This is a genomic window from Micromonospora sp. WMMC264, from assembly GCF_027497275.1.
Lineage (GTDB): Bacteria > Actinomycetota > Actinomycetes > Mycobacteriales > Micromonosporaceae > Micromonospora > Micromonospora chalcea.
On sequence record NZ_CP114907.1, the window covers coordinates 2640696 to 2662879 of the forward strand.

General features: G+C 74.3%; 25 protein-coding genes. 13 read left to right on the forward strand and 12 right to left on the reverse strand.

Going from position 1 to position 22184, the window contains the following annotated elements; all coding sequences use genetic code 11:
• The first annotated feature begins 21 nt into the window (after positions 1 to 21).
• The 5 genes from O7542_RS11210 (at position 22) to O7542_RS11230 (ending at position 3145) form a co-directional block, all read left to right on the forward strand.
• Complete coding sequence (locus tag O7542_RS11210) at positions 22 to 387, forward strand: STAS domain-containing protein (RefSeq protein WP_043324327.1); 366 nt, start codon at positions 22 to 24, stop codon at positions 385 to 387.
• 9 nt (positions 388 to 396) lie between these two features.
• The gene (locus O7542_RS11215; RefSeq protein WP_030504078.1) at positions 397 to 708 is read left to right on the forward strand and encodes a hypothetical protein; all 312 of its coding nucleotides are present in this window, start codon (positions 397 to 399) and stop codon (positions 706 to 708) included.
• Complete coding sequence (locus O7542_RS11220; RefSeq protein WP_281606188.1) at positions 705 to 1271, forward strand: STAS domain-containing protein; 567 nt, start codon at positions 705 to 707, stop codon at positions 1269 to 1271. Before O7542_RS11215 ends, O7542_RS11220 begins: the two co-directional genes overlap by 4 nt.
• On the forward strand, positions 1271 to 1555 hold the full coding sequence (locus O7542_RS11225; protein WP_174535716.1) for a BON domain-containing protein: 285 nt from the start codon (positions 1271 to 1273) through the stop codon (positions 1553 to 1555). Before O7542_RS11220 ends, O7542_RS11225 begins: the two co-directional genes overlap by 1 nt.
• Positions 1556 to 1693: 138 nt before the next feature.
• Positions 1694 to 3145 carry a cellulase family glycosylhydrolase gene (locus O7542_RS11230; RefSeq protein ID WP_281606462.1) on the forward strand — a complete coding sequence of 484 codons (1452 nt, stop codon included), beginning with the start codon at positions 1694 to 1696 and terminating at the stop codon, positions 3143 to 3145.
• Between the two features lie 43 nt (positions 3146 to 3188).
• Here the strand turns inward: O7542_RS11230 and O7542_RS11235 are convergent, their stop codons facing one another.
• Entirely contained in the window at positions 3189 to 4079 is an 891-nt protein-coding gene (locus O7542_RS11235; protein WP_113973663.1) for a diiron oxygenase, read from the reverse strand.
• A 48-nt stretch (positions 4080 to 4127) separates the two neighbouring features.
• On the opposite strand from O7542_RS11235, the gene O7542_RS11240 reads away from it, so the two are divergent.
• The 4 genes from O7542_RS11240 to O7542_RS11255 all read left to right on the forward strand — a co-directional run bounded on the left by O7542_RS11240 (position 4128) and on the right by O7542_RS11255 (position 6611).
• On the forward strand, positions 4128 to 4844 hold the full coding sequence (locus O7542_RS11240) for a TetR family transcriptional regulator (protein ID WP_030504073.1): 717 nt from the start codon (positions 4128 to 4130) through the stop codon (positions 4842 to 4844).
• A complete protein-coding gene (locus O7542_RS11245; protein ID WP_043324346.1) occupies positions 4841 to 5110 on the forward strand; it encodes a DUF4873 domain-containing protein in 270 nt (89 codons plus the stop codon). The genes O7542_RS11240 and O7542_RS11245 overlap by 4 nt, the downstream gene beginning before the upstream one ends.
• Positions 5111 to 5126: 16 nt before the next feature.
• Positions 5127 to 5765, forward strand: coding sequence for a YdcF family protein (locus O7542_RS11250; protein WP_281606189.1), 639 nt, complete (start codon positions 5127 to 5129; stop codon positions 5763 to 5765).
• Between the two features lie 90 nt (positions 5766 to 5855).
• Complete coding sequence (locus O7542_RS11255) at positions 5856 to 6611, forward strand: glycosyltransferase family 2 protein (RefSeq protein WP_233607657.1); 756 nt, start codon at positions 5856 to 5858, stop codon at positions 6609 to 6611.
• Here the strand turns inward: O7542_RS11255 and O7542_RS11260 are convergent.
• From O7542_RS11260 to O7542_RS11275, 4 genes are all read right to left on the reverse strand, one after another.
• On the reverse strand, positions 6571 to 7347 hold the full coding sequence (locus O7542_RS11260) for an SDR family oxidoreductase (RefSeq protein WP_281606190.1): 777 nt from the start codon (positions 7345 to 7347) through the stop codon (positions 6571 to 6573). The two genes, O7542_RS11255 and O7542_RS11260, sit on opposite strands and share 41 nt — an antisense overlap.
• A gap of 5 nt (positions 7348 to 7352) precedes the next feature.
• A complete protein-coding gene (locus tag O7542_RS11265) occupies positions 7353 to 7475 on the reverse strand; it encodes a ribosomal protein bL36 (protein WP_043324353.1) in 123 nt (40 codons plus the stop codon).
• A gap of 152 nt (positions 7476 to 7627) precedes the next feature.
• Positions 7628 to 8992, reverse strand: coding sequence for a PHB depolymerase family esterase (locus O7542_RS11270; RefSeq protein ID WP_281606191.1), 1365 nt, complete (start codon positions 8990 to 8992; stop codon positions 7628 to 7630).
• A gap of 128 nt (positions 8993 to 9120) precedes the next feature.
• On the reverse strand, positions 9121 to 10206 hold the full coding sequence (locus tag O7542_RS11275; protein WP_043324358.1) for a DUF4037 domain-containing protein: 1086 nt from the start codon (positions 10204 to 10206) through the stop codon (positions 9121 to 9123).
• A gap of 99 nt (positions 10207 to 10305) precedes the next feature.
• Here O7542_RS11275 and O7542_RS11280 point away from each other — a divergent pair, with 99 nt between their 5' ends.
• Positions 10306 to 11229, forward strand: a complete 924-nt coding sequence (locus tag O7542_RS11280; protein ID WP_113973673.1) for a 5'-3' exonuclease — start codon at positions 10306 to 10308, stop codon at positions 11227 to 11229.
• Positions 11230 to 11237: 8 nt separating this feature from the next.
• On the opposite strand, the gene O7542_RS11285 is transcribed toward O7542_RS11280, so the two are convergent.
• Complete coding sequence (locus tag O7542_RS11285; RefSeq protein ID WP_064446091.1) at positions 11238 to 12125, reverse strand: MHYT domain-containing protein; 888 nt, start codon at positions 12123 to 12125, stop codon at positions 11238 to 11240.
• Between the two features lie 164 nt (positions 12126 to 12289).
• Positions 12290 to 15070 carry a DEAD/DEAH box helicase gene (locus O7542_RS11290; protein WP_064446092.1) on the reverse strand — a complete coding sequence of 927 codons (2781 nt, stop codon included), beginning with the start codon at positions 15068 to 15070 and terminating at the stop codon, positions 12290 to 12292.
• 104 nt (positions 15071 to 15174) lie between these two features.
• On the opposite strand from O7542_RS11290, the gene O7542_RS11295 reads away from it, so the two are divergent.
• Both O7542_RS11295 and O7542_RS11300 read left to right on the forward strand, forming a co-directional pair.
• Positions 15175 to 15921 carry an HAD-IA family hydrolase gene (locus O7542_RS11295; RefSeq protein ID WP_176722902.1) on the forward strand — a complete coding sequence of 249 codons (747 nt, stop codon included), beginning with the start codon at positions 15175 to 15177 and terminating at the stop codon, positions 15919 to 15921.
• Positions 15922 to 15978: 57 nt separating this feature from the next.
• A complete protein-coding gene (locus O7542_RS11300; protein ID WP_064446093.1) occupies positions 15979 to 16935 on the forward strand; it encodes an EamA family transporter in 957 nt (318 codons plus the stop codon).
• On the opposite strand, the gene O7542_RS11305 is transcribed toward O7542_RS11300, so the two are convergent.
• The 3 genes from O7542_RS11305 to O7542_RS11315 form a co-directional block, all read right to left on the reverse strand.
• Positions 16898 to 17824, reverse strand: coding sequence for a diacylglycerol kinase (locus O7542_RS11305; RefSeq protein WP_104112588.1), 927 nt, complete (start codon positions 17822 to 17824; stop codon positions 16898 to 16900). The two genes, O7542_RS11300 and O7542_RS11305, sit on opposite strands and share 38 nt — an antisense overlap.
• Before the next feature lie 107 nt (positions 17825 to 17931).
• Positions 17932 to 18582, reverse strand: coding sequence for a fasciclin domain-containing protein (locus tag O7542_RS11310; RefSeq protein ID WP_187694154.1), 651 nt, complete (start codon positions 18580 to 18582; stop codon positions 17932 to 17934).
• A gap of 111 nt (positions 18583 to 18693) precedes the next feature.
• A complete protein-coding gene (locus tag O7542_RS11315) occupies positions 18694 to 19392 on the reverse strand; it encodes a hypothetical protein (protein ID WP_064446096.1) in 699 nt (232 codons plus the stop codon).
• 184 nt (positions 19393 to 19576) lie between these two features.
• On the opposite strand from O7542_RS11315, the gene O7542_RS11320 reads away from it, so the two are divergent.
• The gene (locus O7542_RS11320; RefSeq protein WP_281606192.1) at positions 19577 to 20461 is read left to right on the forward strand and encodes an ABC transporter substrate-binding protein; all 885 of its coding nucleotides are present in this window, start codon (positions 19577 to 19579) and stop codon (positions 20459 to 20461) included.
• Positions 20462 to 20708: 247 nt separating this feature from the next.
• On the opposite strand, the gene tatC is transcribed toward O7542_RS11320, so the two are convergent.
• Both tatC and tatA read right to left on the reverse strand, forming a co-directional pair.
• Positions 20709 to 21662 (reverse strand): twin-arginine translocase subunit TatC, encoded by a 954-nt coding sequence (gene tatC / locus O7542_RS11325; RefSeq protein WP_281606193.1) that lies wholly within the window; start codon positions 21660 to 21662, stop codon positions 20709 to 20711.
• 21 nt (positions 21663 to 21683) lie between these two features.
• Positions 21684 to 22013, reverse strand: a complete 330-nt coding sequence (gene tatA / locus O7542_RS11330) for a Sec-independent protein translocase subunit TatA (protein ID WP_030504140.1) — start codon at positions 22011 to 22013, stop codon at positions 21684 to 21686.
• Positions 22014 to 22184 lie beyond the last annotated feature (171 nt).

Consider the following 22184-nt stretch of genomic DNA (forward strand, 5'->3'; position numbering starts at 1 on the left):
ACCCGCCACGGAAGCGACCTGATGCCCGCTACCCTGCCGTCCCCGCCGGAGTCCGCCGTGCCGCACGTGCGGGTGGACATCACCGACGAACTGGACCTCGCCGGGCTGCCCGAGGTCGCGCACGTGCTGGACCGCATCCTCGCGCTGCGCCCCCGCGAGCTGACGATCGACCTCGCCGGGTGCCGGCATGTGGACGCCGCCGCGGTCGCGCTGCTGCTGGACGTGCACCGGCGGCTGGCGCGGCAGGACGGCGTGCTCACGCTGAGCAACCCGCACCCACGGATCCGGCGCATCCTGCAGACCTCCGGGCTGGGCGCCGTACCCGTCGTCGACACGCCCCGTCCGGCCGCGCGCGGCCGGGCCCGGGTCGCGTCCGCACCCCGCTGAGGAGGGGCCGTGACCGGAAGCACGCTCGTCGGAGCACTCGTGGTGGGTCTCGCCGTCGGTGGCGTGGGCCGGCTCGTCGTGCCGGGGCGCAAGGCCGTCCCGGTCTGGCTGACGCTGGCGCTCGGCGTGGCCGCCGCGCTGCTCGGCGCGATCGTGGTCGGGCTGGTGGACCGCCGCCCCGACGCCTCGCCGCTGCTGTCCCTGGTGACGCAGACCGCGTTCGCGGCCGTGGCGGTCGTGCTGGCGGTGGTGACGGCGGGCGGCACGGGCGCGGACCGGCAGGCGCCCGATCCGGGCGCCCGGCGGAAGGAGGAGGTGTGACAGTCGTCCCCGCGGACCACCTGATGATGCTCATCTGCGACGGCTGCGGCGACAGCGTCACCGGCGCGGGCGCGACGCTGCCCGACGCCGAGGTGGTGTGGACGCTCGTGTTCGAGCACGACTGGGTCGGCTCGCCCTTCGCGTCCGGCCCGCACCACTGCCCCCGGTGCAGCGTCCGGGCCACGGTCGCCGAGGACGGCCTGGGCACCGAGGACCTGGAGCAGGTGGCCGGCACCCCGGCCGCCGGCGACGTCGATCCCGCCGAGGCGGTACGCCGGGCGATCGCGGAACGCTCCGTGCGCGGCGACCGCGAACTGGTCGACCTGTCCGCGCTCGAGGTGATCGACTCGGCCGGGCTCGGCCTGCTGGTGCGCGCGCACCAGGACGCCCGGCGCGACGGCCGCCGGCTGTGCCTGCTGTCGCCGTCGCGCTTCGTGCTCACCGTGCTGCACACGATGCGGCTCGACGGCGTCTTCACAGTCGTCGACGGCCGCGCCCCGGCGCCGGGATCCGCGTCCCGGCGCGCGGTCATGACCGAACAGAAGGAGCCCTCCCCGTGGTGATGCCCTGGCCGTACCCCGAGTTCCCGTACACCGGCCGTGAGCCGGAGCCCGACGACGCGGACACCCGGCTCGCCTCGCTCGTCGCCCAGCGGCTCAGCGCCGACTGGACCACCCGGCGGCAGCAGATCACCGTCACCGTGCAGAACCGGGTGGTGATCCTCGCCGGCCTGGTGGCCGATCCGGAAACCCGCCTGGTCGCCGCCGAGCTGGCCTGGGACGTGCCGGGCGTGTTCGACGTCTGCAACGCGCTGCGGCTCTACGGTGGGCGGCGCGGCGGCCGCTGAGCCACCGGCTGTTGCACGGATCGACATCCGCCTCTACGCTCGCCCTGGGAGCGCTCCCCCAGGCCGCCGCGTCGGGCTTTCCGGGCAGGTTCACGACGGGCACCGTCCGATCACCATCAAGCGATGGGACCTTCCCGCATGTTCTCGATTCCCCGCCCGTCCCGGCGGCACCTGCTCGTCGGCGGCGCGGTCGGCGCGCTCGCCCTGGCCGCGACGGCCGTCCTGCCGTCGCCGAACGCGATGGCCGCGACCGGCTGTGCCGTCACCTACACCACCAACTCGTGGCCCGGGGGCTTCACCGCCACCGTCGCGGTGACAAACCTCGGCGACCCGGTGAGCAACTGGACGCTGGGCTTCACCTTCCCCGACGGGGGCCAGCGCGTGGTGCAGGGCTGGTCGGCCACCTGGCAGCAGAGCGGCTCCTCGGTCACCGCGCGCAGCGCGGACTACAACGGCGCGCTCGGCACCGGCGCGAGCACCACTGTGGGCTTCAACGGCTCCTGGACCGGGTCGAACCCGAACCCCACCTCGTTCACGCTCAACGGCACGGTCTGCACCGGCGGCACCGGCACGCCCCCGCCGAGCACCCCGCCGCCCAGCACGCCCCCGCCGCCGACCACTCCCCCGCCCACGACGCCGCCGCCGACCGGCACCACCCCGGTCGCGATCAACGGCCAGCTCCAGGTCTGCGGGGTCAACCTCTGCAACCAGTACGGACGGCCGATCCAGCTGCGCGGCATGAGCACCCACGGCCTGCAGTGGTTCGCCAACTGCTACACCGACACCTCGCTCGACGTGCTGGCCGACGAGTGGCAGGCGGACCTGCTGCGCATCTCGATGTACGTGCAGGAGCAGGGCTACGAGACCAACCCGGCCGGCTTCACCGCCCAGGTGAACACGCTCGTGGACAAGGCCGAGGCCCGGGGCATGTACGCGCTCATCGACTTCCACACGCTGACCCCCGGTGACCCGATGTACAACCTGGACCGGGCCAAGACGTTCTTCGCCAACGTGTCCGCGCGCAACGCGGCCAAGAAGAACGTGATCTACGAGATCACCAACGAGCCCAACGGGGTCAGCTGGTCCACCATCCGCAACTACGCCGAGCAGGTCATCCCGGTGATCCGGGCCAACGACCCGGACGCGGTGATCATCGTCGGCACCCGCGGCTGGTCCTCGCTGGGCGTGTCCGACGGCAGCAACTCCGACGAGATCGTGAACAACCCGGTGCGGGCGCAGAACATCATGTACACGTTCCACTTCTACGCCGCCTCGCACCAGGACAACTACCGCAACGAGGTGCAGCGGGCCGCCTCCCGGCTGCCGCTGTTCGTCACCGAGTTCGGCACCGTCACCTACACCGGCGACGGCGCCGTCGACGTCGCCAGCAGCAACGCCTGGCTCGACCTGCTCGACCGGCTGAAGATCAGCTACGCCAACTGGACGTTCTCCGACGCCCCCGAGGGTTCGGCCGCGCTGCGGCCGGGCACGTGCGCGTCCGGCTCGTTCAGCGGGACGTCGGTGCTGACGCAGTCCGGCGCGTACATGCGCGACCGGATCCGCACCCCCGACAACTTCCCGACCTCCTGACCGGGCGGCCGGCGGCGATCCTTCCCCTTCGGGTCGCCGCCGGTCAGCCCTCGATCAACCCGGCCCGGCGCCACAGCAGCCGGCCCGGCCCGGCCACCAGACCCAGTTCGGTCAGATGCTCGGCGATCCGCTGCGCCGACCAGCGCAGCGTGGCCCGCCAGTGCGGGTTGGCCCGCGCCGCGGCGTGACCGGCCGCCGGGTCGATCCCGACCGACGCGTACGCCCGCGGGTGCACCAGCCGCCGCGTGATCGAGTACGCGGCCCGCCCGATCACCAGCCGCGCGTACGTGAGCGCGACCGGCCCGGCCGCCTCCACCTGCCGGGCCAGCTCGTCGCGGGCGAAGCGCACGTGCCGGGCCTCCTCCACCACGTGGATGCGCGACACCATCCGGATCAGCGGCTGCAACGACTCGTCGGCCATGATCTCGCGCTGGAACGAGTCGAGGATCTCCTCGGCGATCAGGATGGCCGCGTACATCTGCGGGCCGGTGGCGGTGGCCTTGAGCCAGCGCCCGAGCAGGTGGTCGACGGGCTCGGCGCGGTAGACGGGCGCGCCGGTGGCCTCGATGAGCCGGCCGAACATGATGGAGTGCCGGCACTCGTCGGCGACCTCGGTCAGCGCGTACTGGGCGTGCCGGCTGGTCGGATCCGCGTCGTAGTAGTGCCGGATCAGCATCTGCATGAGGATCGTCTCGAACCAGATCCCGGCGCTGGCGGCGCTGGCCACCTCGTGCTTGGTCAGCTCGACCCGCTGCTCCTCGGTCAGCCCGTCCCACAGTGGCGTGCCGTAGAGGCTGCTGCGCTGCGGCGGCAGCCAGTACGCGCCGGGCACTGGCGGCGCCGACCAGTCGACGTCCACCAGGGGGTCGTAGCTGGTACGCACGGAGGCGGTGAGGAGGCGGGCGGCTACCGCCTCGCGCGGGAATCCGGCCATGACCCCTCCATATTGACGTAACTTCCAGTAACTGTTACGAGTGGTAGCATGCGACGCACCACCACCGATGTCAATGGCCCCGACCCCTCGCCGGAGCCGTCCCCGCCACGGTCCGGAGGGCGGCGTGACCGCTGGGCGGAGCACCGCGAACAGCGCCGCCAGGAACTGATCGCCGCCGCCGTGCAGGCGCTGCTGCGGCACGGCCCGAACGTCGACATGGACCAGGTGGCGGCCACCGCCGGGGTCAGCAAACCGGTGCTCTACCGCTACTTCGCCGACAAGGCGCAGCTCTGGCTCGCGGTCAGCGAGGTGGTCGCGGCGCGCGTGGTGGCCGCCGTCGCGCCCGCCGTGGAGCAGGTCCGCGAGGAGCGGGCGCTGGTCGAGGCGACGATCGACGCGTACCTGAGCGTGGTGGAGTTCGAGCCCTCGCTCTACCGGTTCCTGGTGCACGAGTCCGGCCATCCCGGCATCCAGCAGGTGGTCGCCGGCACCAGCCGGCAGGTGGCCACCGGGCTGGCCCGGGTCATCGGCGACCGGCTGCGCGCGCTCGGTCTCGACGCCGGACCGGCCGAGCCGTGGGCGTACGGGCTGGTCGGGTTCGTGCAGGCGGTCGGCGACTGGTGGACCACGCACGGGCAGCCGATCCACCGGTCCGCGCTCACCGAGTACCTGACCACGCTGCTGTGGAGCGGCATCGAGGGGGTCCGCCGGGGCGCGGACCTGCCGCCGGAGCTGACCCGCGCGCACGAACGGATCGACAGGTGACCTGGCAGGGCACGGCCGAGATCGCCGGCACCCCGGTACGGCTGCACGCCGGCGGCCGGTTCGAGCCGGTCGACGGCCGCTACCACTGGGCCGGGCGCGTCGAGCCGGAGCCACGCCTGGTGCGGCTGCTGCGCTCCGGCCGCCGCGACGTGGAGATCCGCATCGGCGAGCGGGTCACCCGGGCCCGGCTGACCGAGGTGGACCCGTGGGGCGGGGTGCGCATCACCGGCGTCGGCACGCCGCCCTGGCCCCCGGAAGAGGAGTGACACGTACGGTGAGGGGATGACGCCGACCGCCACCGTGCTGCTGGTCTTCGGGCGTGGCGTGGTGGCCGGCGACGACGGCTACCGGCTCACCGCCGAGAGCATCGCGCGCACCGAGGCCGCGGTGGCGTACGTCCGCGCGCACGCCGACGAGTTCCGCCGCGCGCCCGGCGCCCGGGTCGTGTTCACCGGCGGCTGGCCGCACGGCCCGGCCGGGGCGCCCGGTCCGCCGCCCGGATTCCGGGAGGGCGAGCTGATGCGGGCGCTGGCGCGCGAGGCCGGCCTCGACGCGTACGCCCGGTCGGCGGCCGAGACCCGGTCCCGCACCACGCTGCAGAACCTGGCGCACACCGTGCAGGACGGGCTGCTCGGCGCGGCCGAGTTCACCGCGCGGCGCCCGCTCGGGCTGGTCACGCACCCGTGGCACCTGCCCCGCGTCCGGCTGCTCGCCGCGCGCGTGCTCGGCCTGACCGGCCCGGCGCTGGCCGACGTGCCGGTGACCGCGCCCGACCCGGTGCCGGCCCGGCGCGAGCGGGCCGTCCGCGCGCTCAGCCGGCTCGGCTATCTCGGCGTGCGTACCCCGGAGGCGTCGCTGCGCCGCGAGCGCGCGCTGAGCCGCGCGGCCGACCGGATCGGACGCCTCACGCCCCGGCGGTGATTCGCGGTCGCGGGCCCGGGGTACGACGCTCCTCGATCGACCCGGCGGACCGTGCCGGCGGGCGAGTCCACCCCGGGAGGTCCAGTGCTCGTGCTCGTGCCCGTGTACCGGCCGGGTGACCGGCTTCCGCCGCTGGTCACCGACCTGCGGGCCGCGCTGCCCGGGGCGCGGGTGCTGGTCGTGGACGACGGCAGCGGCCCGGCCGCAGCCGGGGTGCTGCGCGCGGCCCGCGACCGGGGCGCCGAGGTGCTGCGCCGCCGGGTCAACCGGGGCAAGGGCGTGGTGCTGCGCACCGGCTTCCGGTACGCCGCCACGCGCCACCCGGGACACGATGTGACCTGTGTGGACGCCGACGGTCAGCACCGCGTGGAGGACGTGTGCCGGGTGGCCGGGCGGATGCGCGCCACCGGCGCGATGACGCTCGGCGTGCGCCGCTTCGACGGCGAGGTGCCGGCGCGCAGCCGGTTCGGCAACGCCGCGACCCGGGTCGCGTTCCGGCTGGCGACCGGCCGGGACGTGCGGGACACCCAGACCGGGCTGCGGGCGTACCCGGCCGGGCTGCTGGACTGGCTGGTCACCGTCCCCGGCGACCGCTTCGAGTACGAGATGGACGTGCTGCTGCGCGCGGTGGGCGCCGGGCTGCCGGTCGAACAGGTGGACATCGCCACCCGCTACCACGCCGACAACGCGGGTTCGCACTTCTCCGCGCTCGCCGACTCGGTGCGCATCTACCGTCCGCTGGTCGGCTTCGCCGCGGCCCGGCTGACCGGCGGTGCCCACCCGGAGCGCATCCCGGACACCGCCGTCACGACGTCGCGTCCCACACCTGCGACTCGAACTCCCTGAGCTGCTCGCGCAGCGACGGCGGGCACGTGGTGCGGTACGCGTGCCCGTCGTCGGCGGGCACCGCGCGGACCATCTCGTCGATCATCTCCTGGGGGTCGCGCTGGTGGCCCAGGTAGTCGCCGAAGTCAGGGCGCGGCAGCAGCGCGGTGGACTCGTCCCACCACTGGGACATGGTCTCCACGCCGGTGTCGTTGTAGCCGGTCCGGTACGGGCCGGGGTTGATCACCGCAACGCGGACGCCGCGCGGTTCCAGCTCGCCCTTCATGGCCCAGGCGAGCGCCTCGATCGCGTGTTTGGTGGCGGCGTAGACGCCGATGAACGGCCGGGTTCGTACGCCGACCGCCGAGGACACCCAGACCACCTTGCCGGCGCCCCGGGCCAGCATCGGCGGCACCAGGTCCTGCGCCAGGTGCAGGTGGCCGAAGACGTTCACGTCGAACGAGCGGCGGACCCGCTCCATCGGGATCTCCACCACCGCGCCGGCCTCCTGCAGGCCCGCGTTGAGCACCAGGATGTCGACACGGTGGCGGGCGGCCGCGGCCCGGTCGGCCGGGTCGGTGACGTCCAGCTTGATCGCGTCCAGCGCGACGCCGGCCCGTTCGGCCTCGGCGCGCAGCTCGCGGACCTGCGGCCAGATCTGTGCCGCGGCGATCACGTGGTGGCCGGCGCGGGCCAGCCCGAGCGCCGCGCCCCGGCCGAGCCCGCTGCCGGCCCCGGTGATCAGGATGTCCGCCATCGGGCTCAGCCCTGCCGGGCCTTCTGCCGCCGGTCGGACTTGTTCAGCACGAACAGCTTGCCCCGGCGCCGGACCACTATCGAGTCGGCCTTGCGCTTGAGTGCGCGCAGGGAGCTTCGGACCTTCATATCCGCTCCTTCGGTTCCCGCCGGTGTCCGTCCGGTACGGGTACCCGCCGCGGCGGTGCTCATGCCCGGTCCCGCGTGGTCGCCACCGCTTCGCCGAGGTGGCGGCATCACCGTGTCCGGGATGCCGCCACCTCGGCGTACTGGCGTGCGGATCAGGCGGCCGTGCAGGGGCTTCCGTTGAGCGTGAACGAGCCGGGTTTACCGGCGTTGCCGGTGTGGGTGGCCTGGAAGCCGATGTCCACCGAGCCGCCCGGTGCGATCACCGGGTTGTAGGAGACGTTGCGGGCGGTCACCGCGCCGCTGGTGGGGCTGTAGGTGGCGTTCCAGCCGCCGGTGATCGTCTGGCCGCCCGGCAGCGTGAACGCGAGGCTCCAGCCGCTTATCGCCGTGGTGGACGTGTTGGTGATCGTCACCGAGGCGGTGAGGCCGTTGTTCCAGGCGTTCACCACGTACCCGACCCGGCAGGCCCCCGACGGCGGCGGCGTCGTGGGCGGCGGCGCCGTGGTGGGCGGGGGCGTCGTCGGCGGGGGCGTGGTGGGTGGCGGCGTGGTGGGGACGGCCGTGGTGGGCGGCGGGCTGGTCGGCGGCACGGTGTCCAGGCCGAAGAAGCGGATCGCCTGGGCCGCGTCCACCGGCAGGTTGTGCGTGACGCCCTGCATGCTGATCGCCTCGACGGTCGCGGTGCCGCCGGTGCCGCCGTAGCGGGTCCGGGTGTAGCCGGACTGCGGGCTGTCCGTGTAGTCGGGCGTCTGGCTCAGCCCGTGCACGTTCGTCCACTGGTCGATCTGCTCGCCGAAGTTCGGGTAGCGCAGCGTCTCGTCGTTGGTGCCGTGCCAGATCTGCATCCGCGGACGCGGGCCGGTGTAGCCGGGGTAGGCGTTGCGCACCAGGTCGCCCCACTGCTGCGGGGTCTTCAGCACCTGGCCGTTGGCGCACTCGCTGTTCCACTCCGAGCCGTTCGTGGTGGCGAAGCAGCCGAACGGCACCCCGGCGAAGGCCGCCCCGGCGCGAAACACGTCCGGGTAGTCGCCGAGCAGCACGTTCGTCATCATCGCGCCGGACGAGGTGCCGGTGGTGAAGATCCGCTGCGAGTCGACCGGGTAGCGCTGCCGCACGTAGTCCACCATGGACTTGATGCCCACCGGGTCGCTGCCGCCGTCGCGGCGCAGCGCCTGCGGTGAGGACACGTCGAAGCACTTGCTGCTGCGGGTCACCGACGGGTAGACGACGATGTAGCCGTACCGGTCGGCCAGCGACGCGAACTGGGTGCCGGAGTACATGGCCGGGCCGCTGCCGGTGCAGTAGTGGTTCACCACGAGCAGGCCGGGACGGGCCGCGACGGTGTCCGGGACGTACAGGTACATGCGCAGGTTGCTCGGGTTGGTGCCGAAGTTCGTCACCTCGGTCAGCGCGGCGGCCGAGGCCGGCCCGGGGACGGCGAGCGCCGCTCCGACGGCGAGCCCGGCGGCGGCGAGCGCCGCGCCGAGCAGCCGGAGTCTGCTCATTTTGGACAGCATGCTGTTCTCCTCGGTGGTGGGAACGCCGCACGGAGCGGCGTCCTCGCCGGCGAGGCGCCTGCGACGGGCGGCCCGGACCCTCGGAGACGAGATAGACAGTCGCGGATCGATGCGACTCGAATCGGAGTCTAGGCCGCGCCCGGCGGACGGACAACCGCCGCGGCCACCCGGCGGGCGCGGTCCGGGTGGGTGAGCACGTCCACGCTGTCGACGTACTGGTCCACCGCGCCGATCGGCGGCCGGTCGCGCAGCCGCGGGTCGGTGATCGCGGCGCGGAGCGCCTCGACGAAGCGGCCCGCGTCGAGCACCAGGAACGGCCGGTCGTGGAAGGGCCGGGCGGCCGGGTCCACAGCCGGCGCCAGCGCGACGTCGTTGGTCCAGCCGGCCACCGTCTCCAGCGCCCGGACCAGGCCCGGCTCGCGGACCGCCCACTCGCCCGGACCGAGCGCGGCGGCGAGCCCGTCCACCACCGGCGCCGCGCCCGGCAGCGTCGCGAACACCGTGCCGAGCCATTTCGCGTACGGGGGCCAGCGGCGGCGCAGCAGCAGCCCGAGGCGCATCAGGTCCCGGGCCAGCCCGGCGGCCACCACCCGGCTGCCCAGCTCGTCGCCGACCTCGGCGCACCGGCCCGCCAGGTGCTCGGCCTGCGCGACCCGCTGCCACCCGGACGCCAGCACGTGCCGCCACACGTCGTCCGGATACCAGGCCAGCGCGGCGCGGGCGGCGGTGAGAGCCCCGTCGAGCCCGTCGTGGAACACCGCTCCCCCGGTCAGCTCCGCCAGCCGCTGCGTCGGCGTCGCCAGCCAGTCCGCCACCGACATGCCGGCGCGCGGGTCGGCGCCCAGCCGGTCCCGCAGCCACGCGCCCAGCTCGTCCACGCTCACGCCGTGCCGGTCGCCGTCGGCGTGCACCGTGCCGAGCCGTACCGCCGGGCCGCCGGCGTACCGGGTCGGCCAGCCGAGGAACCGCGCCGGCAGGTCCGCGTCCAGCGCCGCCCGTACCGGCGCCACGTCGTGCGCGCTGTCCACGAAGACCTGGGTACGCGGACCCCAGTCGTGGTCGGTGGAGCGGGGCGTGTCGAGGCCGAGCAGCTCGGAGCCGCCGTCGAGCAGACCGGCGGAGTACCGCAGGCCGGGCAGCCGCCGCGCCAGCAGCGGACCCACCACCTCGTCGTGGAACCGGCGGGCCAGGGTCAGGCCGGGTACGAAGCTCACCCCGCCAGTCTGCGCATCCGGGGACCCGCGCGCGCCCGGGTTTCCGCTCCGGCGGTCGCCTCCCCCATCTCGTCAGAGGGCTGTGGAAGGCTTGTCGCCGTGGCACACCGACAGCCGATCCTCCTGATCGACTCCCCCAGCCTCTACTTCCGCGCCTACTTCGGCATTCCCGAGTCGGCCGCGAAGACCGGCGACGGCCAGCCCGTCAACGCCGTGCGCGGCTTCCTCGACATGCTCGCCCAGCTGGTCCGCACCCGCCGTCCCGACCGGATGATCTGCGCGATGGACCACGACTGGCGGCCGGCGTGGCGGGTCGAGCTGCTGCCGTCGTACAAGGCGCACCGGGTCGCGCCCGAGGGCGGCGAGGTCGTGCCGGACACGCTGTCCCCGCAGGTGCCGATGATCCTGGAGGTCCTCGACGCGCTCGGCATCCCGGTTGTGGGCGCCACCGGCTACGAGGCCGACGACGTGCTCGGCACGCTCTCGGTGACCCAGCCCGGCCCGGTCGAGGTGGTCTCCGGCGACCGCGACCTGTTCCAGCTCGTCGACGACGCGCGCCCGGTGCGGCTGCTCTACGTCGGGCGGGGCGTGGCCAAGCTGGACGACTGCGACGACGCGGCGGTGCGGGCCCGCTACGGCGTGCCCGCCGACCGGTACGCCGACTTCGCGGCGCTGCGCGGCGACCCCAGCGACGGCCTGCCCGGCGTGGCCGGGGTGGGTGAGAAGACCGCCGCCCGGCTGATCGACCGCTACGGCGGGCTCGACGGCATCCTGGCCGCGCTCGACGACCCCGGCTCCGGCTTCGCCCCGGGGCTGCGCGCCAAGCTCGACGCCGCCCGCGACTACCTGGCGGTGGCGCCGAAGGTGGTCCGGGTCGCCACCGACGTGCCGCTGCCCGAGCTGGACCCGACGCTGCCGACGTCGCCCGCCGACCCGGAGCGGCTGCTGGAGCTGGCGCAGCGCTGGAACCTGGCCGGGTCCTGCCGCCGCCTGGTCGACGCGCTGGCGGGCGACCGATCGTGATCAGTTGATCACGAAGGGCGGTCGGTGCTCCGGCGGCTCGGGAACTGGGCGCCGGGCTGCGCCAGCGTCGACCGGGCACGCAGGCCCACCGGGTCCGGCGCGGGCTCGGCGGCGACCGTCCGCGGCGCGTCACCGAGCCGCGAGCTGACGTACGCGGCCCCGGCCCGGTCGTCGTCCGAAGGCGCGGCGAGCAGCGCGTAGACGAGCCCCACCACGCCGAAGACCACCGCCAGCACGATCGGCACCAGCAGTCCGCTCACCTCGGTGCCGGAGGCCGGGCCGCGGCTCTCGTGCAGGTGCACCGACAGCGCGCTCATGCCGGTGAAGTGCATGCCGTTGACAGCGATGCCCATGACCAGCGCCGAGGCGGCGATGGCGAGCCCACGCCGGACGGTCATCGCCAGCCAGAGCGCGACGGTGGCGGCCACGATCGCGATGACCACCGACAGCGTCACCCGCAGCGGGTCGTAGCCGAACGAGCCGTCCAGGCGCATCGCGGCCATGCCGGTGTAGTGCATGGCGGCCACCCCGGCGCCGGTGAAGAACCCGCCGGCCAGCAGACGCGGCGCGGCGAGCCGGCCGGTGCCCACGATCGCCAGCCCGATGCCGACCGACGCCACCGCGATCGCGGTGCTGGCGGCCGTCAGCGGCACGTCGTAGCGGATCCGGGTGCCGGAGACGGCGAACCCGAGCATCGCCATGAAGTGCATGGCCCAGATCGCGGTGCCACCCAGCGCCCACGCGGCGAGCAGGCCCCACCAGGCGCGCTGGCCGCCGCTGGTGGCGGTCCGGATCCGCCCGGCGCAGACCAGTCCGAGCGCCGAGCCGAGCACTGACAACGCGTAGCTGAGCGCGGGTGTGATCCACCCGTACTCGAAGTGATTGATCTCGCCCACGACGCCCTTCCCTCAACCTCGGCTCAGCGCGACCCACGGCGCCCCGGGCAATGATGGGATAGGCCCTGACCAGGGCGCACATCGACCCCCCGACAATTCGCGGGGTGGTAGCGCCGTGACGCAGAGGTGCGTCGATTCCCGGCGACCGGTGACCGAAAGTGACCCTATGCGGAGGCGTGGTAGGCCAGCACGCCCCGGTTGACCGCCGCGATGGCCTGCCGTGCGGTGCCGCGCAGCTCGGCCGAAGCGCCACCCGAGTCGGCGACCTGCCCGAGCAGGTCGACCACCTGTCGTGCCCACCTGACGAAGTCGCCGGCCGGCATCTCCCCGTCGATCTGGTGCCCGCTGGCGAGCACCTTGGCCAGCGCCTCGCCGCGCGCCCACCGGTAGATCGGCCAGGCGAACCCGAGATCCGGCTCGCGGGTCACCGCCAGGCCGCGCGCCGCCTCGTCGGCCTCGATGTCGCCCCACAGCTTGAGCGTCTCGTCGACCGCGTCGGCGACCCCGCCACGCGGCAACGACGCCCGCTCGTCGACGTCCCGCCGGGCCTCGAAGACCACCACCGACACGGCGGCGGCCAGCTCGGCCGGGGACAGGCCGTCCCACACCCGGCGGCGCAGGCACTCGGCCACCAGCAGGTCCGCCTCGGTCCAGATCCGGGCCAGCATCCGGCCGGCGTCGGTGACCTCACCGTCGGCGGCAAGGTAGCCGCGCGCGGTCAGCAACGCCACGATCCGGTCGAAGGTACGGGCCAGCGAGCCGGTCCGCCCGGACACCCGCTGACGCAGCTCCTCGGTGTCGCGTTCCAGCCGGCGCCGCCGCTCCGCCCAGCGGGCGTGCTCCTCCCGGTCCGGGCAGGCGTGACACGGGTGCGCACGCAGCTCGACGCGGAGCTGGCTGAGGCGGTGGTCCTCCCCCGCCGCCTGACGGGACCGGCCGCCCCGCCGGCCGCCGTGCCGGTCCAGGCCGGTGCCGCTGACCGCCGCCGCCAGGTCCCGCCGGGCCGCGGGCGAACGGTGGTTGAAGTGCTTCGGCACCCGGATGCGGGTCAGCACCTCCGCCGGGGTGGTGAAGTCACCGGGGGTGACCCGCCCGGCCCAGCGGTCCTGGGTGAGCACCAGCGGCCGGGGCTCGCCGAACCCGCCGGTGGCCGGGTCCAGCACCACCGCCAGGCCGGCCCGCCGCCCGGACGGCACCCGGATCACGTCACCGACCCGCAGCCGCTCCAGCGAGGCGACAGCCGCCGCCTTGCGCTGGCTCTGCCCCTGCCGGGCGATGGCGCGTTCCCGGTCGGCGATCGCCACCCGCAGCGCGAAGTACTCGTCGAAGTCGCCGTGGTGGCAGGCGGCCTCCGCGCCGTACGCCTCGATCGTCTCGGTGTTGCGCTGCACCTGCCGGGCCAGACCGACCACCGACCGGTCGGCCTGGAACTGCGCGAACGAGGACTCCAGCAGCTCGCGGGCCGGCGCCGCGCCGACGCTGCCGACCAGGTTGACGGCCATGTTGTACGACGGCCGGAAGCTGGAGCGCAGCGGGTAGGTGCGGGTGGAGGCGAGCCCGGCCACGTGCCGGGGGTCGGTCTCCGGCGACCAGACCACCACGGCGTGGCCCTCGACGTCGATGCCCCGGCGGCCGGCCCGGCCGGTGAGCTGGGTGTACTCGCCCGGGGTGAGGTCGACGTGGGCCTCGCCGTTGAACTTGACCAGGCGTTCCAGCACCACGCAGCGGGCCGGCATGTTGATGCCCAGCGCCAGCGTCTCGGTGGCGAAGACGGCCTTGACCAGCCCGCGGACGAACAGCTCCTCGACGACCTCCTTGAACGCGGGGAGCATGCCGGCGTGGTGGGCGGCCAGCCCGCGCTCCAGCCCGTCGAGCCACTCCCAGTAGCCGAGCACCGACAGGTCCTCGCCGGGGATGGCGGTGACCCGGGACTCGACCACCCGGCGGATCTCGGCGCGTTCCTCAGGGGAGGTCAGGCGCAGCCCGGCGGCCAGGCACTGCTGCACTGCGGCGTCGCAGCCGGCCCGGCTGAAGATGAACAGGATCGCCGGCAGCAGCCCCTCCCGGTCGAGCCGGTCGACGATGTCCGGGCGCATCGGACCGCGCCAACGCGGGCCGCGCCGGCCGCCGCCGGGGCCGGCGCTGCGGCCCTCGCCCAGCTCCAGCCGGCGCATCGTGTCCCGGGTGTAGCGCAGCAGCTCCGGGTGCACGTCGTGCTTGCGGGCCGCGTCGGCGTCGTGGAACAGGTCGAACATCCGCTTGCCGACGAGCATGTGCTGCCACAGCGGCACCGGGCGGTGCTCGGAGACCACCACGGCGGTCTCGCCGCGTACGGTGACCAGCCAGTCGGCGAACTCCTCGGCGTTGGAGACGGTGGCCGACAGCGACACCAGCGTGACCGACTCGGGCAGGTGGATGATCACCTCTTCCCAGACCCCGCCACGGAACCGGTCGGCCAGGTAGTGGACCTCGTCCATCACCACGTACGCCAGGCCCTCCAGGGTGGCCGAGCCGGCGTAGAGCATGTTGCGCAGCACCTCGGTGGTCATCACCACCACCGGCGCGTCGCCGTTTATCGCGTTGTCGCCGGTGAGCAGGCCGACCTGCTCGGCACCGTAGCGGTCCACCAGGTCGTGGTACTTCTGGTTGGACAGCGCCTTGATCGGCGTGGTGTAGAAGCACTTGCGCCGGGCCGCAGGCGCGTCGCCGCCGGGCCGGCCGCGCAGCGCCAGGTGCACCGCGAACTCGCCCACCACGGTCTTGCCGGCGCCGGTGGGCGCGCAGACCAGCACGCCGCTGCCCCGCTCCAGCGCCTCGCACGCCTCGCGCTGGAAGTCGTCGAGATCGAACCCGAGATCCAGGGAGAATTCGTCCAGGGCCGGGAAGGCGGAGGCCTGCGCGGCCCGGCGGCGCGCCGCGGCGTACCGCTCGGCGGGGCTCGACATGGATCCAAGATTAATCGGTACGGCCGACGAGTACCGGTCAAGGCCATCCGGCAGGACGGTCGGAGCGGGTCGGTAGGGTGCACGACGTGCCGGACCGTACCGAACTGCCCCATGCCGCCAGCGGCGCCGACGACGTCGTGGGCCCGCGCCCGTCCCGCCGGCCCGTGGAGGCGGTGCTCTTCGACTTCCACGGCACGCTCGCCCAGGTGGAGGAGCCGCTGACCTGGGTGCTCGCCGCGGCGTCCGCCTGCGGCGTCGAGCTGGACCGGATCCGGGCCACGTCGCTGGCCGACCGGCTGCTCACCGCCGGGCGCGCGGGTGGCCCGCTGCCGGCCCGGGTGCCGCCCCGGCTGGCCGAGCTGTGGGCCGACCGCGATCTCTACCCGCAGGCCCACCGGGGCGCGTACACCGGGCTGGCCGAGACGGTGGACACCGGCATCGACGGGTTCGCCGACGCGCTCTACGAGCGGGTGCTGGTGCCCGAGGGCTGGGTGCCGTACCCGGACACCGAGCCGGTGCTCGGCGCGCTGCGCTCCGCCGGGGTGAAGGTGGCGGTGGTCAGCAACATCGGCTTCGACCTGCGGCCGCTGTTCGCCGCCTGGGATCTCGACGGGCTGGTCGACGCGTACGCGCTGTCGTACGAGGTGGGGCGCTGCAAGCCGGACCCGGGCATCTTCCTGCGCGCCTGCGGAATGCTCGGCGTCGACCCGGAGCGCACGCTCATGGTGGGCGACACCCCGGCCGACGCGGGCGCGGTCGCGGCCGGGTGCGGGGTGCTGGTGCTGCCGTGCGCCGACGCCGGCCGCCCGAACGGGCTCGGCGCGGTGCTCGACCTGGCCGGGGTCGGCTGAGCGCACACCCCGCCAGCGGCGCGAACCCGTCCCGGCGCACCGGCTACGGTCAGGGGCATGACCGGTGTCCACCCCTTGCCGCCGCGTGCGCCGGGCCGGCTCGGCGGCGTCGCGCTGGTGCTCGGCGGGGCGCTGTCGGTGCAGTTCGGCTCCGCGCTGGCGGCGCTGCTCTTCCCGCGTACCGGGGTGGCCGGGGCGGTGACGCTGCGGCTGACCATCGGCGCGCTGGTGATGCTCGTGGTGTGCCGCCCCCGGGTGCGCGGGTACGGGCGCCGGGACTGGGCCGCAGTGGTCGCGTTCGGGCTGGCCCTGGCCGGCATGAACTCGATCTTCTACCAGGCGATCGAGCGGATCCCGCTCGGTCCGGCGGTGACGCTGGAGGTGCTCGGCCCGCTGGCGCTGTCGGTGTTCGGCGCGCGCCGGGCGGCGGCCTGGTTCTGGGCCGCGCTGGCGCTGGGCGGGGTGGCGCTGCTCGGGCAGGGCGGGTTCGACCGGCTCGACCCGGTCGGCGCGGCGCTGGCGCTGACGGCGGGCGCGATGTGGGCCGCGTACATCGTCTGCTCGGCGCGGATCGGCGCGCGGTTCCCCGGCGCGGACGGGCTGGCCCTCTCGCTGACCGTCGCGGCGCTGCTGACGCTACCGTTCGGGCTGGCCGACGGCGGCGGTCGCCTCGCCGACCCGGTGGTGCTGGGGCTCGGTACCGGGCTGGCGCTGCTCGCCTCCGTGCTGCCGTACAGCCTGGAGCTGGCGGCGCTGCGGCGGCTGCCCACCGCGACGTTCGCGGTCATGATGAGCCTCGGCCCGGCGATCGCCGCGGTGGCCGGCTGGCTGGTGCTCGGCCAGGCGCTGCACCCGGTCGAGGTGCTCGCGATCGGGCTGGTGGTCGCCGCGAGCGCCGGCGCGGTCCGCGCCGCCGCCCCGTCCACCGCGCCGCCGCCCGTTCCCGGCCCACCGGACGCCGAGGGCGTGGCGGCGGTCAGCGCAGCAGCCGCAGCGCCGCCGGCACGGCCGTGACGGTCACCGGCAGGTCGAGGGAGCGTTCCCCGTCGGCGTACGAGGTGATCCCCTCGGCGGCCAGCTCCACCGTCCGCGCCCGGTACACGCGCGCCAGCGGGTGCGTGACATGGGTGCCCCGGTAGATCTGCGGCTTGACCCGCATCAGCGTGCGCCTGTCGAACCGCCCGCCCACCACCACGTCCAGCAGGCCGTCGTGCGGGTCGGCGTCCGGGCAGATCCGCATGCCTCCGCCGTAGCTGGCCGTGTTTCCCACCGCGACCAGCACCGCGTCGACCTCCTGCGCCACCCCGTCGAGAACCAGCCGGTAGCGGCGTGGCCGCAGCCGGGCCAGCTCGACCACTATCGCCAGGTCGTACCGGCGCGGGCCGCGCGGCCAGCGCATCCGGTTGGCGCGTTCGTTGACGATCGCGTCGAAGCCCGCCGCGAGCACCGCGCCGAACCAGCGGTCGGCCTCGCCGCGCCGGGACAGCCGCGCCAGGTCCACCGACCGGGCACGGCCGGCGGCGAGCGCGTCGGCGATCACCTCGACCGCGGCCACCGGGTCGGCCGGGAAGCCGGTGTCCACCGCGAAGTCGTTGCCGGTGCCCGCCGGTACCGGCCCGAACGGCACATCGGTGCCGGCGACCGCCTGCAACGCGCGGTGCATCGTGCCGTCGCCGCCCACCGCGACGAGCGCCCCGGCGCCGCCGGCGACCGCGGCGTGGCACGCCGCCTCCGCCTCCTCGGGGGTACGCGCGCGCAGCAGCTCGACCGGGCGGCCCGCTCCGGCGAGGCGCTCCAGGATCCCGGGCAGCAGACCGCGGTGCCGCCCCCGGCCGGCGGTCGGGTTGGCGAGCACGGCGACGGGGCCGGGCGGGACATGATCGTGCGCGGTCACGGCGAGCACCGTACGGCACGGCTCGCGCCGCCCACCAGAGCCAGGTCACACGGCGGGTGGGCGGCACACGCCGACGGCGCTCGGCAGGGGGTGCCGGGCGCCGTGGCGGGGGTGGTTCAGGGAAGGTCGATCGGGCGCAGCACCCGGTCCACCGCGTGCGCGATCTGCTTGTTGCCCTTGTTGATGTCGTACCGCACCACCTTGGCGTTGCGGTCGCTGGTGTCGGCGTCGACCAGGCGCACCTCGCGGCCGTACCAGCAGCGCTTCACGTCCACCTCGACGGTGGCGCCGAGCGCGGTGGTCAGGTCCGCGCCGTCCGCCTTCAGCGCCGCCTTCCGGTCGATCGTCGCGCCCGGCACGACGTGGTAGAGCAGGACGTCCTCCACCGTGTCCACGCCCAGGCCGGCGACCGCGTCGAACGCGGCCTTCTCCCCGGGCAGCTTCTTCGCGGCGGTGATGTCCCGGACCAGCTCGCGGAACGCGTAGTCGTTCGGCACGAACGCGGTCAGCGCGACGGTACCGTCGGTGAGCACCTTCACCGGCGAGTCCGGCTTGGCCTGCAGCACCGTCAGGACCGCCTTGGTGAGCACGTCGAAGTCCCGCGAGTTGCGGTCGAAGCCGCTCTTGTCCGCGGTGAGCACGGCGGCCAGCGACCGCGTGCCCGGCTGCTTGGCGCCGGCCTGGGCGGGCACGGCGACGGCGGTGGTGGCCACCGCCGCCGCGGTGGCGCCCACGGCCAGCCGGGCGGCGAGACGAGCGATGTTCATCGGGGAGCCTTTCGTCGAAGCGACCAGGTCCGTGACTGTCGTCACGACCAATGCTTCGCCCGCACCGTCCCCGGTGGATGCAGCCGGATCGATGGTGTTTTCGCGGCCGCCTCAGCGCACCACCAGCCGCTTGCTCACCGACGGCACGCCGTCGCCCTTGACCTTCAGCGACCAGTCCCCCGCCGCGCCGAGCGTCACCACCGTCTCGGCGGTGCCGTTGGCCTCCGCCTTCATCTCCGCGACCCGCTTGCCGTCGGGGTTGAGCACGTACAGCGTCCGGGCCCCGGCGGTCTTGTTCGTCACCTTGAACGCCAGCTTCTCGCCGGGCTCGGCGATCAGGGCGTCCACCCCGGTCATCGCGTCGTCGGTCAGCTCGATCGTCACCGACCGGTCGTAGGCCACCTCGGCTGCGGCGCTGGCCAGGTTGCCGTCGTCGGACACGGTGATCTTCGTACGCACGCCGTCGCCCTGCCGGCCGGGCTTGCAGGCCACCTCGTACGTGCCGGTCTGCAGCGAGGCCCGCAGGTCGCCGGTACGGCCCGCCGGCACGTCCGCCACCTCGGCGATCACCTTGGTGAAGGCGTCGCCCTCGCGGCCGTAGACGTAGACCCCGGTGGCCTGCTGACCCCGGTTGGTCACGGTGAACGTGACGGTGCCCGGGGTGAACAGCGTGGTGGTGACCTCACAACTGGTGTCGGTGGCGGTCACCGGCACCTGCTGGCCCTTCGGCGCGGGCTCGTCGTCACCGCAGGCGGTGAGCGCGGTGGCCGCGCAGAGGACGGTCAGGACGGCGGCGGTACGGCTCTTCATCGGGTTCTCCGGAGCGCAGGTCAGACGGACTGACCGGAACGGGGCGCCGACGCACCCCGGCACACCGCCCGGGGGGCTCGGCGGAGTCAGCAGAGTCTAAGCGGGTACGGCGTCGCGGCAAGGCCCGAGGGCGGCCCGATGTGCCCGCGCACCGGGCGGTCCGCGGGACCGGCATGATGGCGGCATGCGGCTGGTCTCCCTGCTTCCCTCCGCCACCGAGATCGTGTACGCGCTGGGTCTCGGCGACGACCTGGTCGGCGTCACGTTCGAGTGCGAGGTGCCCGCGTCGTACCGGGCGGGCACCACTGTGGTCGTCGGCGGCCGGGACACCCGGGGCATGAGTCCCGGCGACATCGACGCCTACGTCAGGGCGCAGGTCGCGGCCGGAGCCGACCTGTACACGCTGCACGCCGGGGCGCTGGCCGGGCTGGACCCGGACCTGATCCTCACCCAGGACCTGTGCCGGGTCTGCGCGCTGCCCTCGGGCCGGGTCGCCGACGCCGTGGACCACCTCGGGTGCCGGTCCGAGGTGCTGTCGCTGGACCCGTACACCCTGGACGACGTGCTGGAGTCGATCCGCGCGGTGGGCGTGGCGGCCCGGGTGCCCGACCGTGCCGAGGCCCTTGTCGACGGCCTGCGCGCCCGGCTCGCGGCGGTCCGCGCGGCGGTGGCGGGCCGGCCCCGGCCCCGGGTCGCGGTGGTCGAGTGGGTGGACCCGCCGTTCGGCGCCGGGCACTGGATTCCCGACCTGGTCGACGTGGCCGGCGGCGAGCCGGTGGGCACCCATCGCGGCGCCCGCTCCGGCCCGACCACCTGGGACGCCCTGCGGGCCGCCCGACCCGACGTGGTGCTGGTCGCGCCGTGCGGCTTCCGTCTCGACGGCGCGGCCGAGCAGGCCGTCGGCGTGGCCGGGCGCTTCCCCGGCGCGCAGGTGTGGGCGCTGGACGCGGACGGGCTGATCGTGCGCGCCGGCCCGCGCCTGGTCGACGGCGCCGAGACCATAGCCGCCATCCTCCACCCCGACGCCGTCCCCGCCGCCCCTCCCGGCACAGCCCGCCGCATCACCTGACCCCCGCCCCCGGCCCCGGCCCCGGCCCCGGCCCCGGCCCGGCGATCTTGCACTTCCTGCCCGGGCAAAGTGCGGAAACCGGTCATCCGAGGGGCAGCAAGTCCATGGTCAACGTGAGGGCGGGCCGTCGCGCGGGCATCGAGTTCAAGGTCGGCGGAGGGCACTCGGCGCGGCGGCGAGGGGCGGCTGCGGAAACGCGGACGCCGCCCCCGTGCGGTGGGGACGGCGTCCGGGTGAGCGGGGTCGGTCAGGTCATGTCGTCGTAGCGGCGTTCGATCGGCTTCGGCGCCGCTACCGGCTCGGGTGCCCCGATCGGCTCGGACGCCTCGATCCGGCCCCCGGCGGGCACCGGCTCGGTCGACAGGTCCAGCGGTGACACCTCGTCGTCGGCGATGCCGGCGTAGACCTCACGCCCGCGACCGCGCCGCTTGTCGTTGATGAACGCCACCCCCACCGCGGCGAAGTAGAGCGCGCAGAGGCAGATCGCCAGCGCGGTCATGCCGAACGGGTCGGGTGTCGGCGTGACCACGGCGGAGAACGCGAAGAACACGAACACCGCCACCCGCCACCAGCTGAGCAGCCGCTTGGCGCTGGCCAGGCCGACGAAGTTGAGCATCAGCACGATCAGCGGGAACTCGAACGCCACCCCGAACAGCAGGATCAGGTTCGTGACGAACCCGACGTAGCGGGTGATGTCGAGAGTGGTGGTCACGTCGCCGCCGCCGGAGACGTTGAGCAGGAACTCCAGGCCCTTGGACGTGACGAAGTACGCCAGCACCGCGCCGGCCGCGAACAGCGGGGCCGCCAGCGCGGTGAAGAAGTACGCGTACCGCCGCTCGTGCCGGTGCAGGCCGGGCGCGATGAACGCCCAGAGCTGGTAGAGCCAGATCGGCGCGGCGATGATCAGGCCGACCCAGAGGGCCACCTTCATCTGCAGCAGGAACAGGTCGGCGGGACCGAGCTGGACGAAGTTGCAGTTGCCGTCGATCAACCGCGCCTTGGGCAGGTCGCAGTAGGGCTTCTGCAGGATGTGCAGCACCGGCCCGGACAGCCAGACGCCGAAGCCGAAGCCGACCAGGATCGCCAGCGACGCCCGGAACAGCCGGTTGCGCAGCTCCCGGATGTGCTCGATGAGCGTCATCGAGCCGTCGGCGGCCCGCGCGAAGTTGCTCGGGCCGCGCTTCTTCAACCCGAAGGCCACGGTGGTTGAGGCCCTCTCGGATCAGTTCTCGCGGACGCGCTGCACCGGGTCGGCCGGCGGAGCGACCGGCTGCTGCGGCTGCGGCGCGTACGGCTGCTGCGTGTACGGCTGCTGCTGCGCGTACGGCTGCCCCTGCACCGGCTGCTGCGGCGGGAGCGGCTGGTAGCCGGCCTGCGCGTCCGCCTTCTCGGCGAGGTCACGGTCGTCGTCCTGCAGGCTCTTGGTCTCGGCCTTGATGATCCGCAGGGACCGGCCCAGCGAGCGGGCCGCGTCGGGGAGCCGCTTCGCGCCGAACAGCAGGATCAGCACGACCACGAGTACGGCGATGTGCCACGGCTTGAGGGCACCCATGGGAAGCTCCAGTCGCTCTGTGTCGGTGAGGGTGGGTCGCCGCCCATCGTACGTGCGTCGCAGCGGCTTGCCACCCCGGTGGGCCTGCTGGTGCGGGCCCGATCGGTGAAGTTTCGACCAACCCGAAGTGTCCCGTCAACCGTCCAGGTCCGCGCATTTCTGCGCGCAACC